The sequence below is a fragment of the Ralstonia nicotianae genome (assembly GCF_018243235.1).
Classification (GTDB): domain Bacteria; phylum Pseudomonadota; class Gammaproteobacteria; order Burkholderiales; family Burkholderiaceae; genus Ralstonia; species Ralstonia nicotianae.
The window spans coordinates 3,043,924-3,056,787 of the sequence record NZ_CP046674.1 but is presented as its reverse complement, the minus strand read 5'-3'; the positions used below and the strand labels follow the sequence as shown (position 1 = coordinate 3,056,787).

Here is a 12,864-nt window from a genome sequence, read left to right as displayed (position 1 = left end):
CGGGCTCCGGGGCAGGGCTTACGCTGCCAGCTTGGAGATGTCGGCCACGCGGTTCATCAGGCCGTGCAGCTCGCCCAGCAGGGCCAGGCGGTTGTCGCGCAGCGCGGTGTCGTCGGCCATCACCATCACGCCGTCGAAGAAGCTGTCGACCGCTTCGCGCAGGCCGGCCAGCGTCTTGAGCGCGGTGGTGAAGTCGCCGCGCGCGAAGGCATCGTGCACGTGCGGCTCCGAGATGGCGACGGCCTGGTGCAGCGCGCGCTCGGCGTCTTCCCTGAGCAGCTGCGGCTGCACCGAGCCGATGGTGATGTCGGTCTTCTTCAGGATGTTGGTGATGCGCTTGTTGGCGGCGGCCAGCGCTTCGGCCTGCGGCAGGGCGGCGAAGGCGCGCACGGCTTCCAGGCGCGCGACGATGTCGTCCAGGCGCTGCGGGCGCTGGCTGACCACGGCCTCCACCTCGTTGGTGCTGTAGCCCTTGTCCTTCAGGTAGCCGCGCAGGCGGTCATACAGGAAGTCGGTGATGGCGGCCAGGTCCGGCTTGACGGCGGCGATGCCCTCGAAGCTGGCGGCGGCTGCCTCCAGCACTTCGGCGATGCCCAGCGCCAGCGGCTTCTCGATCAGCATGCGCAGGATGCCCAGCGCATGGCGGCGCAGGGCGAACGGGTCTTTCTCGCCGGTGGGCGCCAGGCCGATGCCCCAGATGCCGACCAGCGTCTCCAGCTTGTCGGCCAGCGCCACCACGGTGCCGGTGGCGGTGCCGGGCAGCGCATCACCGGCGAAGCGCGGCTGATAGTGCTCGGAGCAGGCCAGCGCCACGTCTTCGGCCTCGCCGTCGTGGCGGGCGTAGTAGGTGCCCATGGTGCCCTGCAGCTCGGGGAACTCGCCGACCATGTCGGTCAGCAGGTCGGCCTTGGCCAGCAGCGCCGCGCGCGAGGCGTGCGCGACGTCCGCGCCGAGCTTCTCGGCCAGCTGGCCGGCGATCGCCTGCAGGCGCGAGACGCGCTCGAGCTGCGTGCCGATCTTGTTGTGGTAGACCACGCGCGCGAGTTGTGGCACGCGATCGGCCAGCGGCTTCTTCTTGTCGTGCTCGAAGAAGAAGCGGGCATCGGCCAGGCGCGGGCGCACCACGCGCTCGTTGCCTTCGATGATGGCCTGCGGCGTCTCGGTGGCCAGGTTGGAGACGATCAGGAAGCGGTTGCGCAGATGGCCCTGCGCGTCGGTCAGCGCAAAGTACTTCTGGTTGGTCTGCATGGTCAGGATCAGGCACTCCTGCGGCACGGCGAGGAACTGTTCCTCGAAGTGGCAGGGGTAGACCACCGGCCATTCGACCAGCGCATTGACCTCGTCGAGCAGCGCCTCGGGCATCACCACCGTATCGGCGCCGGCGGCCTTCAGCAGTTCGGCGCGGATGGCTTCCTTGCGTTCAGCATAGCCGGCGATGACCTTGCCCTGCGACTTCAGCGTGCTCGCATAGGCGGTCGCGTGCGGAATGATGATCTCGCCGGCCGACAGGAAGCGGTGGCCCAGCGTGACGTTGCCCGACTGCAGGCCCAGCACGCCGGCGGGGATGATTTCGTCGTTCAGCAGCGCGATCAGGCGGTGCGCCGGGCGCACGAACTGCACGTTGTCGCCGTTGGGGCGCTGGTAGATCATCACCTTGGGGATCGGCAGGCCGGCGATGGTTTGCGACAGCGCGGCCTGCAGGCCATCGGCCAGCACGGCGCCGCGCGCGGTGTAGCGGTGGAACAGCGATTCGGCCTTGCCGTCCGGCGCGCGCTCCAGCGATTCGGGCGCGATCGTGTCCACGCCGATCGACTTGGCGAGCGCCGCGAGCTTCTTGGTCAGCGGCGCGGTCGGCTTGCCTTCGGCGTCGAAGGCGATGTTGACGGGCAGCACCTTCTCGCGCAGCTCGCGGTCGGGCGCGGCGCGGCGCACGCCGGTGATCGACGCGGCCAGGCGGCGCGGGGTGGCAAAGCCTTCCACCTGCGCGCCTTCCTCGAGCAGGCCTTGCGCCGACAGGCCGTCGAACAGGCTCTGCGCAAACGCCTCGCCCAGGCGGGCCAGCGCCTTCGGCGGCAGTTCTTCGGTCAGCAGTTCGATCAGGAGGGTGGACATAGCGTAAGAATCAGAGACGTCGTTGTTCTGCGCCGCGCGCGGGCGGCGGTTACGGTGTTGGGTTCAGCAGGGCGAGCCCGGCACGGGCTCCACGCCCGACAGCAGCCACACGCCGTTCTGCTGCTGGAACTGCAGCTGCGTGCCGGCGCACTGGCCCGGCGGAGGCGGCGGCGCGGCCGGCGTGGCGGCCTCGCGGCGCAGGAAGCGGGCGCTCAGCATGCCGCGGCGGGCGTCGTAGCGCACCTCCTGCAGCGAGCCCGATACGTTGAATTCGAGCCGGCTCGGCAGCTGCGCCGACGAGCGGAACACGCGCGTGCGGCGCTGCGCCTTGCCGCTCGGGCCCTGCCATTCGGTCCAGGAGAAGGGGAAGCGCAGGGTGGTCGCGTAGGTCCGTAGCGGCACGCGGTGCCAGCCGAGGTCGCGCGCGCCGGAGAGATCGCATGCGATGGTGCGGGCCAGGCTGGTCCACTGGTCGAGCGAGGCGGGCGCGGGCGTCCACTGGGCGGCCAGGGCCTGCTGCAGCGGCTTGGCGTCGGCCACGCACAGCTGCGACAGGTTGTCGGGCACGGTGAAGGCCTTGTCGGCGGCCGGCGCCGGCCGGGCGGCCCGATGGTGCCGTGCCTGCGCGATCCCCGCGGGCAGGGTCAGCGCGGCGGCCATCAGCAGGGCCAGGCCGCGCCGGGTGCGAGCGAGCGTCATGCGGCCTCCGTGGCCGCCGGCGCCGCGGCCGTGCCGCACATCGGGAAGCCCAGGCGCTCGCGCGAGTCGTAGTAGGCCTGCGCCACCAGCCGCGACAGGTTGCGGATGCGGCCGATGTAGGCGGCGCGCTCGGTCACCGAGATGGCGCCGCGCGCGTCCAGCAGGTTGAAGGTGTGGCCGGCCTTGAGCACCTGCTCGTAGGCGGGCAGCGCCAGCTGCGGCACCGCTGCGCCGTCGTCGGCCGCGCCTTCCTCGCGCACGCCCATCAGGCGCTTGGCCTCCGCCTCGTGTTCTGCGAAGCGGCGGAACAGCACGGCCGTATCCGCGTGCTCGAAGTTGTACGTCGACTGCTCGACTTCGTTCTGGTGATAGACGTCGCCGTAGGTCAGGCGGCGCTTGATGGGGCCGTTGGGGCCCGGCTCTTCCCACTCCGTCCAGACCAGGTCGTAGACGTTCTCGACCTGCTGCAGGTACATCGCCAGGCGCTCGATGCCGTAGGTGATTTCGCCCGTAATGGGCTTGCAGTCGAGGCCGCCGACCTGCTGGAAGTAGGTGAACTGCGTGACTTCCATGCCGTTGAGCCAGACTTCCCAGCCCAGGCCCCAGGCGCCGAGCGTGGGGTTTTCCCAGTCGTCCTCGACGAAGCGCACGTCGTTCTGCTTGAGGTCCAGCCCCAGCGCCTGGAGTGAGCCGAGGTACAGGTCGAGGATGTTCTCGGGCGCGGGCTTGAGCACCACCTGGTACTGGTAGTAGTGCTGCAGGCGGTTGGGGTTCTCGCCGTAGCGGCCGTCCTTGGGACGGCGCGACGGCTGCACGTAGGCGGCGCGCCACGGCTCCGGGCCGATGGCGCGCAGGAAGGTGTGGACGTGCGAGGTGCCGGCACCGACTTCGAGGTCGATCGGCTGCAGCAGCGCGCAGCCCTGGGCGTCCCAGTACGACTGCAGCTTGAGGATGAGTTGCTGGAAGGTGAGCATGGTGATCCCGAGGGTCCGGCGCGGACGAGGCCGCCGCGCGGCGGTCGAATGCAGCGGCGGGGTGCCTGGGCGCCCCGCCGTAAAACGTTGAATTTTAGCGTTTTTTGTCCAGCGTCCCGCAAAGTGCGCGAAAAGCCGCCGGACTGGGCCGGGTTACGCCGCTCCGGCGCGGCGGCGGCGCGCCAGCGCGGCCAGCAGCACCAGCACACCGGCGCCCAGCGCGGGCGCGTTGCCGGTCCGCACGAACGGCGTCAGGCCCTGCATGCCCTGCACGTCGGCCTGCAGCGTGCCGAGCGTGAACACGGGCAGCCGCGCCTGCACGCTGCCGTCCGGACGCACCACGGCGGTGGCGCCGGTGTTGGTCGCGCGCAGCATCGGCCGGCCGCTCTCCAGGGCCCGCATGCGCGAGATCTGAAGGTGCTGGTCCAGCGCGATGGTGTCGCCGAACCAGGCCAGGTTGGTCACGTTGGCGAGCATCGTGGCCGGCCGTTCCGCCTGGCGCAGCGATGCGGCGATCTCCTCGCCGAACAAGTCCTCGTAGCAGATGTTGGGCGCGACGCGCTGGCCGGCCACCGGCATGGGCGGCTGCACCGGCAGGCCGCGGCGGAAGTCGCCGAGCGGCATGTTCATCATGTGGACGAACCAGTGGAAGCCGAACGGGATGAATTCGCCGAAGGGCACGAGGTGGTGCTTGTCGTAGCGATACACCCCCTTGAACCACGGGCCGACGCCGAACGCGCTGTTGGTGTAGTCCACTGCCGAATCCGCGTTGGCCGCGCCGAACAGCACGCTGGAGCCGGTCGTGTCCACATAGGTGCGGATGGCCAGCGCGATCTCCTGCGGCATGTCCTGGAGCAGGATCGGGAAGGCCGTCTCGGGCGTCACCACCAGCTGGGCGGGCTGCTCGGTCACCATCTTGGTGTACAGCGCCAGCGAGTGGTCGATGCCGGTCTGCTGGAACTTCACGTCCTGCGGCACGTTGCCCTGCAGCAGCCGCACGGTGATCGGCTTGCCCACCGGCTGGGTCCACGCGATGGTGTGCAGCGGCCAGCCGGCCGCCAGCACGGCCACGCCCGCGAGCCCGGCAAGCCAGTGCAGCCGGCGCTCGGCGGCCGCGCACAGCAGGCCGGCCAGCGTCGCGGCGATCGCGACGACGCCATACACGCCGACCAGCGGCGCATAGCCGGCCAGCGGACCGTCGGTGTGGGCATAACCGCCGTTGAGCCAGGGGAAGCCCGTCCATTCCGTGCCGCGCAGCCATTCCGAGACGAGCCACGCCGCGCCGAACACGAGCGCGCTGGCCGCGCCGGACAGCCGGCGGCCGCGCGCGAGGCGCTGCCACAGCCATGCCGCGAGCGCCGGGTGCAGGGCCAGGTAGGCCGAGAACAGCAGCACGGCGGCCGCGGCCATCCATGCCGGCATGTCGCCGTAGACGTGCATGCTGATGTACAGCCACCAGATGCCCGACAGGAACCAGCCCAGCCCGAAGGCGTAGCCGACCCAGGCCACGTCGCGCAGGCGCGGTGCCTGCCGGACCAGCGCCGCCAGCCCGGCCAGCGACAGGATCTGCAGCCACCACCAGCGGTTGGGCGCGAAGGCCAGCGTATGCATGACACCCAGCAGCGCCGCCAGCGGCGCGGCAAAGCGCAGCCGGGCAAGCGGCACGGCCAGGGCTTCCTGCTGGCCAGCGGTGTCGGCGGCAGGAGAGGAGAACAAAGCGCGCACGGAAAACGAACTCAGGCGATCAGGCGGGGTTGGAGCGGGACGGGTCGGCCGGGGCGGCGGCGCCCGGCGCGGGTGCGGCGAGGTGGCGCACCAGCAGCACCTGCACCTGGCGCGCATCGGCGCGCAGCACGTCGAACTGCAGCGTGCCCAGCACGATCTTCTCGCCCCGGTGCGGCACGCGGCCCAGGTGGTTGGCGAGCAGGCCGCCGACGGTGTCGACGTCCTCGTCGGAGAAGTGCGTGCCGAAGGCTTCGTTGAACTGGCTGATCTCGGTCAGCCCGCGCACGCGCATGTGGCCGTCGGCGGTGGGGAGGATGTTGTCTTCCTCCTGGTCGAAATCGTATTCGTCCTCGATGTCGCCGACGATCTGCTCCAGCACGTCTTCGATGGTGATCAGGCCGGCCACGCCGCCGTATTCATCGACGACGATGGCGATGTGGTTGCGGTTGACGCGGAAGTCGCGCAGCAGCACGTTCAGCCGCTTGGATTCGGGAATGAACACGGCCGGGCGCAGCATGTCGCGCACGTCGAAGCCTTCGTCCGTGTAGTAGCGCAGCAGGTCCTTGGCCAGCAGGATGCCGATGATGTTGTCGCGGCTGCCCTCGTAGACGGGGAAGCGCGAATGCGCGGCCTGCTGGACGAAGGGGATGAATTCGGCGGGCGCGTCGGCGATGTTGATCGCGTCCATCTGCGCGCGCGGGATCATGATGTCGCGCGCGCACAGGTCGGAGACCTGGAAGACCCCTTCGATCATCGACAGGGAGTCGGCATCGATCAGGTTGCGCGCGTGCGCGTCTTGGAGGATTTCCAGCAGCTCGGCCCGCGACTCGGGCTCGGGCGAGATGAGATCGGTCAGGCGTTCCAGCAGCGAGCGGGGTTTGTCGGCTGGCTTCGGACTGGGATACGGATCATTCATGGCGCGAAGGCGCGTTGTTACACATCAGCCCAGCATACACCAAAAGGCAGGCCCTCCCGATGACGGCCCGGCGCCGTGCGGCGGCGCGGGCGGTTGCTCCGGCAGGGGGCATCCGGGTGGGTGCCGTGCCTTTCACACGGACGCGCCGGGCCGTGCGCCGGCGCTTTGTGCGTCAGCGGTCCGCGTACGGATCGGGAAAGCCGAGCCCGGCGAGGACCTCGGTCTCGATGCCTTCCATTTCTTCGGCTTGGGCCGGGTCTTCATGGTCGTAGCCCTGGGCGTGCAGCGCGCCGTGCACGATCAGGTGCGCGTAGTGGGCGCGCAGCGGCTTGCCCTGGTCCTTGGCTTCCTGCTCGACCACCGGGCAGCACAGCACGATGTCGGCGGCGACCGGGTCGTCTTCGGTCTCCGCGTAGGAGAAGGTCAGCACGTTGGTGGCGTAGTCCTTGCCGCGATAGGTGTGGTTGAGCGTGCGGCCTTCTTCCTCGTCGACGAAGCGCACGTTGAGCTGCGCATCGGCGAACAGCGCGGGCGCGATCCACGCTTCGATGTCCTTCTGCTTGGGGAGTGCCTTGCGGGCGGCGGCCTTGAGCGCGTCGCCGTGCTGCACGGTCAGGTCCAGCGTGAGCATCTCGGCGCCGGCCAGCGCGTCGTCGGCGTCTTCCGCTTCGGCGGCCGGCTCGGCCTCGATGCGCAGCGTAATGCTGTCGTGGTGCTCGGGGCGTAGCGCCAGCATGGCGTGCGTGGCGGCATCGGCGTGCTCGGCCACCAGGGTGATGGCGCCGTCGGCCGTGTCCGGCAGGCTGACGAGCAGGCTGCGGCCGTCGGCGAAGGCGATGCGCAGGGCGCTGGCGTCCACCGTCTTCGGCTTGCCCTTGGCGTCGAACACGTCGACGCGGGGGGCGGTGGCGGCGGGTTGGGTCTTCTTCGGTTTAGCCACGGTCAGGTGTCCTTGTGCTGTGCATGGAATTCGTCATAGGCCTCGACGATGCGGGCGACCAGCGGGTGCCGCACCACGTCGACGCTGGAGAAGCGCGTCATCGACACGCCGCGCACGTCGCGCAGCACGTGCTGCGCCTCGATCAGGCCGCTCTTCTGGCCGCGCGGCAAGTCGATCTGCGTGGTGTCGCCGGTGATGACCGCCTTGGAGCCGAAGCCGATGCGCGTGAGGAACATCTTCATCTGCTCGGGCGTGGTGTTCTGCGCCTCATCCAGGATGATGAAGGCGTGGTTGAGCGTGCGGCCGCGCATGTAGGCCAGCGGCGCGATCTCGATCATCTGGCGCTCGAACATCTTCTGCGTCTTGTCGAAGCCGAGCAGGTCGTACAGCGCGTCGTACAGCGGGCGCAGGTACGGGTCCACCTTCTGCGCGAGGTCGCCGGGCAGGAAGCCCAGGCGCTCGCCGGCTTCCACGGCCGGGCGCGTCAGCACGATGCGCTTGACGGCGTCGCGCTCCAGCGCATCCACCGCGCAGGCGACGGCCAGGTAGGTCTTGCCGGTGCCCGCCGGGCCGATGCCGAACGACAGGTCGTGCGACAGGATGCTGCGCAAGTATTCGCGCTGCGCCGGGGTGCGGCCGTGCAGGTCGGTGCGGCGCGTGTGCAGCACGGGCGATTCGTCCGCGCCGTTGGGGGCTTCCACCGGAATGCGCTCGGACAGCGGGCGCGTCTCGATCAGGCCGAGCTGCACGTCGTCCACCGTCAGCGGCTCGCGCGCCTGGTTGTAGAACAGCTCCAGCGCCGCCACCGCCTGGGCGGCCTGCTCGCCGCGCACCGTCAGGCGATGGCCGCGGCGGATGATCGATACGTCGAGTGCCTGCTCGATCTGGCGCAGGTTTTCATCGAGCGGCCCGCACAGGTTCTGCAGGCGCGCGTTGTCGTCGCGCGGGGCGACGAACTCGTGGGGTTTCGCTTTGTTCAAGATGGGTGTGCCTAGTGCTGGGTCACGCCGTCCGGGCGCTGTTCAACCACGTCCCCGCGCAGCGAGTGCGGATACGCATGCACGATGCGCACGTCCAGCATCTGGCCGACCAGCTGGTCGCGGCGCGCCTGCGGTAGATCGGGCAGGGCGAAGTTGACCACGCGGTTGTTCTCGGTGCGGCCGTGCAGCTCGCTCGGGTCCTTGCGCGACGGGCCTTCGACCAGGATGCGCTGCACGCTGCCGACCATGCCTTCGCTGATGCGCGCCATGTTGGCGTCGATGGTCGCCTGCAGGTGCTTCAGGCGCTCGAGCTTGACGGCGTGCGGCGTGTCGTCGTGCAGATTGGCGGCCGGCGTGCCGGGGCGCGGGCTGTAGATGAAGCTGAACGAGTTGTCATAGCCGATCTCGTGGACGAGGTCCATGGTCTTGGCGAAGTCCGCATCGGTCTCGCCGGGGAAGCCGACGATGAAGTCGGTGGCGATCGAGATGTCCGGCCGGATCGCGCGGAGCTTGCGGATGATGCTCTTGTACTCGAGCACCGTGTAGCCGCGCTTCATCGCCATCAGGATGCGGTCGGAGCCGTGCTGCACGGGCAGGTGCAGGTGGTCGACCAGCTTGCGGTTGGTGGCGTAGGCCTCGATCAGGCGCGCGGTGAATTCCTTCGGGTGGCTGGTGGTGTAGCGGATGCGCTCGATGCCGGGAATCTCGGCCACGTATTCGAGCAGCAGGGCAAAGTCCGCACGCTCGCTGGTGTCGCCCATCTTGCCGATGTAGGCGTTGACGTTCTGGCCCAGCAGCGTGACTTCGCGCACGCCCTGCTCGGCCAGGCCGGCCACCTCGGCCAGCACATCCTCGAACGGGCGCGACACCTCTTCGCCGCGCGTGTAAGGCACCACGCAGTAGCTGCAGTATTTCGAGCAGCCCTCCATGATCGAGACGAACGCGCTTGGGCCTTCCACGCGCGCGGGCGGCAGGTGGTCGAACTTCTCGATCTCGGGGAAGGACACGTCCACCTGCGGGCGGCCCGTGCGGCGGCGCGCGTCGATCAGCTCCGGCAGGCGGTGCAGCGTCTGCGGGCCGAAGACCACGTCGACGTAGGGCGCGCGCGCCACGATGGAGGCGCCTTCCTGGCTCGCCACGCAGCCGCCCACGCCGACCACGAGGTCCGGGTTGCGCGCCTTGAGCGCCTTGACGCGGCCGAGGTCGGAGAACACTTTCTCCTGCGCCTTCTCGCGCACCGAGCAGGTGTTGAAGAGGATCACGTCCGCGTCTTCGGGCGTGTCGGTGGGGACGAGACCTTCAGCGGCGTTGAGAACGTCGGCCATCTTGTCCGAGTCGTACTCGTTCATCTGGCAGCCGAAGGTTTTGATGAAGACTTTTTTCATGTGCCGTTCGCAGTGGTTGACCTGGGGGCACGTGCTTCGCGGGGCGGGTGGCCCCCGGTTGGCTTACTGGCTGCTCGCCGCCGTCTTGTACTCGTCGTCGCTGACGGCCCAGGCGGTCAGCAACTGCTGGTACAGGTCGAGCTTGTAGCGCACCTTGAGCGTCTGGCCGACCAGCGAGCTGGTCGGCAGCAGGCGCCCCTCCTGCGAGATGATCCGCACGCCCGGCGCGAAGCGGATTTCCGTGCCGCTGCTGATGAGGCCGCCGTCGAGCGTGCCGGTATTGACCGAGGTGACGGTCAGCTTGGCGCGCGGGGCGTCCGCCGGGATGTTGCGCAGCACCTGCGCATGGGCGGTCAGCAGGGGCACCGCGGCCGCGAATGCGGCGCAGGCGAGAGCAAGGACTTGGCGTCGGGTACGCATGGCGTCGTCAGGAACAGTCCACCGCCGGGTGAGCGACCCGGCACACGAAACACGAGACAGCCTGAGATTGTAACGCCCGGCGGCGTTTTCCTATAGCGCTTCGGCGATCTTTGCGGCCAATGCCACACCGCTCAGGAAGGCGGCCTCCACGCGCGGCCCCTCGCACCAGTCGCCGCAGGCACCCAGGCGGCTGGCGGCGTCCCAGAGGCACGGGGTGCCGGCGGACTGCTCCACCAGCGCGTACGGCCACAGGTGCGCGGCCATGACGGTGGGCTCGGGCGTGCCGGGGAAGGCCTCGGCGAAGCGGGCGTGCATGGCGTGCAGCGCCTGTTCGGGCGTATCGCCCGCGTGCGCCGCCGACCAGCCGGGCGAGGCGTGCACCACCCAGGATTCGTCGACCATCACGCGGCCCGGCTTGGTGTTGTCGCGGGCGGCCCAGGCCAGCATGTCGTCGTCGATGCGGATGCCGTCATAGGGCAGGGGCAGCGGCTGGGCGAATCCCATCATCAGCGCCCAGCACGGCGCGTAGCGGACCGGCGCGATGGCGTCGCGCAGCGTGGCCGGCGCGCCGCCATCGTCGAACAGGGCCGGCAGCTCGGGCGCGGGCAGCGCAAGCACGACCAGGTCGGCCTGCGCGGCATCGGCGCCGTCGCGATGCAGCGTCCACCCCTTGCCCGCGTGCGCGACGCGCGTGACGGCATGGCCGAGGCGCACGTCCAGCGGGGTGGCCAGGCTGCGCACCAGCGCGCTCATGCCGGGCTGGCCGACGTAGCGGGCCTCGTCGCGCGTATCGGCCTGCAGGCCGTCGGCCGTGCGGTGGCCCCAGCGGGCCGGCCAGGGCATCACCAGGCCCTGGCGGCGGGCGGCGTCCACGGCGCGGCGGAAGGCTTCGGTGCGCACGTTGAACGACTGAGCGCCGTGGTCGAAGGCGTGGGTCGGGGCGCCTTCCGGCAGCACCCGCGTCGCCAGCCGGCCGCCCACGCCGCCGCCGCGCTCGTAGACGGTGGCGGAAATGCCCTCCGCGGCGAGCGCGTTGGCACAGGCTACGCCGGCAATGCCGGCTCCGACGATGGCGATGGAAGGCTGGGTCATGGGTGGCGTGGCGGAGATGGGCGTTGGCAAAACCCCGCCATGATATCGGGTCGCCGCCCAATGAAAAACGCCACCCGGAGGTGGCGTCGGCGCGGGGGGCGGCCGGGGCTCAGAACTTGTAGCCCAGGTTCAGGCCGAACACGACCGGGTCGACCTTGATGTCGGTCTTGTTGGTGGCCAGCACCTGGCCCTGCTGGCTGCGGATGGTGATGGTCGAGGTCGTCTTCAGCGGCAGGTAGGACACCGTGCCGGTAGCGAACCAGTTCTTGGCGAGCTCGTACGATACGCCCACCGTGGCAGTGGGCGTCCACGAGCTCGAGGTCTCGGCGCTCACCTTGCCGGGGCCGGTCGGGATCTGCCCCATGCCCAGTTGCAGCGTCTGGCCCAGTTGTCGTCGAAGAAGTGCGTGAACGTGAGCGACAGCGTGTTGGCGTTGCTGACCCTGACGTCCGTGCCCGGCGACTGCCAGGTGCCCAGTCCCAGGGAACTGGTGGTCGTGGCGAGCGGCGTGGCCGAGTCGATCGGCCGGATGTGGAACCAGCCCACGGCCATGATGTTGCGGCCCCAGACTTAGAGTCGCTAACAAAACCGATCAACAAATCGTCCGCAGATGACGGCGCAAGCCAGGGTGAGCAAAGCGAGGTGAGTCTGAAGAGAACGCTCGAAACGAATGCGCAACTTGCCGAATCCAGCAAGCCAGGCATGGGTGCGTTCGACCACCCAGCGATGCTTGCCGAGCCGGTCGTTCTTCTCGATGCCACGGCGAGCGATCCGGGGAGTCATGCCCCGCTTGCGCAGATGCCGGCGGCATCGCGCGAAGTCGTATCCCTTATCCGCGTGAAGCTTGTCGGGGCGGCATCGCGGGCGGCCATCGAGTCCTGGCACGCTCGGGATGGCGTCAACGAGCACCTCGAACACCACCGAGTCGTGACGATTGGCACCGGTGACCATCAGCGCCAACGGCACGCCGCGCCGATCTACGACGAGATGGCGCTTGCTACCGAGCTTGCCGCGATCTGTTGGATTCGGCCCCGTCTGCTCGCCCCCCGGGGGCTGGCCACCGTTGCACCGTCGACACTGGCTCGGCTCCAGTCAATCTGGTCGTGTTCGCGTAGGCGCTTGAGCAGAGCCAAATGCAGCCGCTCCCAAACGCCGTTGGCCTGCCACTCCCGCAGGCGACGCCAGCACGTCATGCCGCTGCCAAAGCCCAGTTCTTTAGGCAGGTCTTCCCACGGGATACCGGTATGCAGAACAAACAGGATGCCGTTGAGCGCCGCCCGATCATCCACGCGCGGACGACCGCCTTTGGTCGAAGGCTCCACAACCGGCAGCAGCGGTTGCAATGCCTTCCACAGTTCATTGCTGATCTTCTTTCGTGCCATGCCAACAACAACGCTCAACCACCTGCGTTCGATGACTTGGTTTTGTTAGCGGCACTTAGTCGTCCATGAAGCCGCCGGTGCTGGCGCTCGCGCCGGCTTCGGTGCTCGCCTGTGCCTGGGCGACCGGGGTGGCAAGGATGCAGGAGGCGGCGCAGGCAAAGACGGCCCCGAAGCGGCGGGCATTGTGGATCATGGGGTGGTGTCTCTCTGCATGTGGTTGTTATGTCGCCAGCGGCGTG

Annotated in this window: 12 protein-coding genes and 1 pseudogene; all 13 read right to left on the bottom strand. The window is 69.2% G+C overall.

Features of this window, described 5'->3' with window-relative positions; genetic code table 11:
* Positions 1-18: 18 nt before the first annotated feature.
* Entirely contained in the window at positions 19-2,112 is a 2,094-nt protein-coding gene (gene glyS / locus GO999_RS14025) for a glycine--tRNA ligase subunit beta (protein ID WP_211906324.1), read from the bottom strand.
* Positions 2,113-2,175: 63 nt separating this feature from the next.
* The gene (locus tag GO999_RS14020) at positions 2,176-2,811 is read right to left on the bottom strand and encodes a hypothetical protein (protein ID WP_058908520.1); all 636 of its coding nucleotides are present in this window, start codon (positions 2,809-2,811) and stop codon (positions 2,176-2,178) included.
* Positions 2,808-3,785 carry a glycine--tRNA ligase subunit alpha gene (gene glyQ / locus GO999_RS14015; protein ID WP_019717548.1) on the bottom strand — a complete coding sequence of 326 codons (978 nt, stop codon included), beginning with the start codon at positions 3,783-3,785 and terminating at the stop codon, positions 2,808-2,810. Before glyQ ends, GO999_RS14020 begins: the two co-directional genes overlap by 4 nt.
* Positions 3,786-3,938: 153 nt before the next feature.
* Positions 3,939-5,450: an apolipoprotein N-acyltransferase gene (lnt, locus tag GO999_RS14010; protein WP_028852616.1), complete on the bottom strand. Its 1,512-nt coding sequence runs from the start codon at positions 5,448-5,450 to the stop codon at positions 3,939-3,941.
* Positions 5,451-5,529: 79 nt separating this feature from the next.
* The gene (locus GO999_RS14005; RefSeq protein WP_011000487.1) at positions 5,530-6,426 is read right to left on the bottom strand and encodes a CorC family transporter; all 897 of its coding nucleotides are present in this window, start codon (positions 6,424-6,426) and stop codon (positions 5,530-5,532) included.
* A gap of 172 nt (positions 6,427-6,598) precedes the next feature.
* The gene (gene ybeY / locus GO999_RS14000; protein ID WP_011000488.1) at positions 6,599-7,366 is read right to left on the bottom strand and encodes an rRNA maturation RNase YbeY; all 768 of its coding nucleotides are present in this window, start codon (positions 7,364-7,366) and stop codon (positions 6,599-6,601) included.
* 2 nt (positions 7,367-7,368) lie between these two features.
* Complete coding sequence (locus GO999_RS13995; RefSeq protein WP_011000489.1) at positions 7,369-8,346, bottom strand: PhoH family protein; 978 nt, start codon at positions 8,344-8,346, stop codon at positions 7,369-7,371.
* A gap of 11 nt (positions 8,347-8,357) precedes the next feature.
* The gene (miaB, locus tag GO999_RS13990) at positions 8,358-9,731 is read right to left on the bottom strand and encodes a tRNA (N6-isopentenyl adenosine(37)-C2)-methylthiotransferase MiaB (protein WP_064047614.1); all 1,374 of its coding nucleotides are present in this window, start codon (positions 9,729-9,731) and stop codon (positions 8,358-8,360) included.
* Positions 9,732-9,794: 63 nt separating this feature from the next.
* Positions 9,795-10,151 (bottom strand): hypothetical protein, encoded by a 357-nt coding sequence (locus tag GO999_RS13985; protein ID WP_064477525.1) that lies wholly within the window; start codon positions 10,149-10,151, stop codon positions 9,795-9,797.
* Positions 10,152-10,241: 90 nt separating this feature from the next.
* Positions 10,242-11,243 carry an NAD(P)/FAD-dependent oxidoreductase gene (locus GO999_RS13980; protein WP_021156024.1) on the bottom strand — a complete coding sequence of 334 codons (1,002 nt, stop codon included), beginning with the start codon at positions 11,241-11,243 and terminating at the stop codon, positions 10,242-10,244.
* 109 nt (positions 11,244-11,352) lie between these two features.
* Positions 11,353-11,813, bottom strand: a pseudogene (locus GO999_RS25040) (OmpW/AlkL family protein); the annotation flags it as partial.
* Between the two features lie 9 nt (positions 11,814-11,822).
* A protein-coding gene (locus tag GO999_RS13970; RefSeq protein ID WP_086004752.1) for an IS5-like element IS1421 family transposase occupies positions 11,823-12,625 on the bottom strand; the annotation gives its coding sequence in 2 pieces (ribosomal slippage) (positions 11,823-12,298 and positions 12,298-12,625; 804 coding nt in all).
* A gap of 55 nt (positions 12,626-12,680) precedes the next feature.
* Complete coding sequence (locus GO999_RS13965; protein ID WP_019717553.1) at positions 12,681-12,818, bottom strand: hypothetical protein; 138 nt, start codon at positions 12,816-12,818, stop codon at positions 12,681-12,683.
* Positions 12,819-12,864: the final 46 nt, after the last annotated feature.

Bases quoted from the DNA above. Each gene is read 5' to 3' on its own strand.
- glyS (WP_211906324.1), bottom strand. From the start codon at position 2,112: ATGTCCACCCTCCTGATCGAACTGCTGACCGAAGAACTGCCGCCGAAG.
- GO999_RS14020 (WP_058908520.1), bottom strand. From the start codon at position 2,811: ATGACGCTCGCTCGCACCCGGCGCGGCCTGGCCCTGCTGATGGCCGCC.
- glyQ (WP_019717548.1), bottom strand. From the start codon at position 3,785: ATGCTCACCTTCCAGCAACTCATCCTCAAGCTGCAGTCGTACTGGGAC.
- GO999_RS14005 (WP_011000487.1), bottom strand. From the start codon at position 6,426: ATGAATGATCCGTATCCCAGTCCGAAGCCAGCCGACAAACCCCGCTCG.
- miaB (WP_064047614.1), bottom strand. From the start codon at position 9,731: ATGAAAAAAGTCTTCATCAAAACCTTCGGCTGCCAGATGAACGAGTAC.
- GO999_RS13985 (WP_064477525.1), bottom strand. From the start codon at position 10,151: ATGCGTACCCGACGCCAAGTCCTTGCTCTCGCCTGCGCCGCATTCGCG.
- GO999_RS13980 (WP_021156024.1), bottom strand. From the start codon at position 11,243: ATGACCCAGCCTTCCATCGCCATCGTCGGAGCCGGCATTGCCGGCGTA.
- GO999_RS13965 (WP_019717553.1), bottom strand. From the start codon at position 12,818: ATGATCCACAATGCCCGCCGCTTCGGGGCCGTCTTTGCCTGCGCCGCC.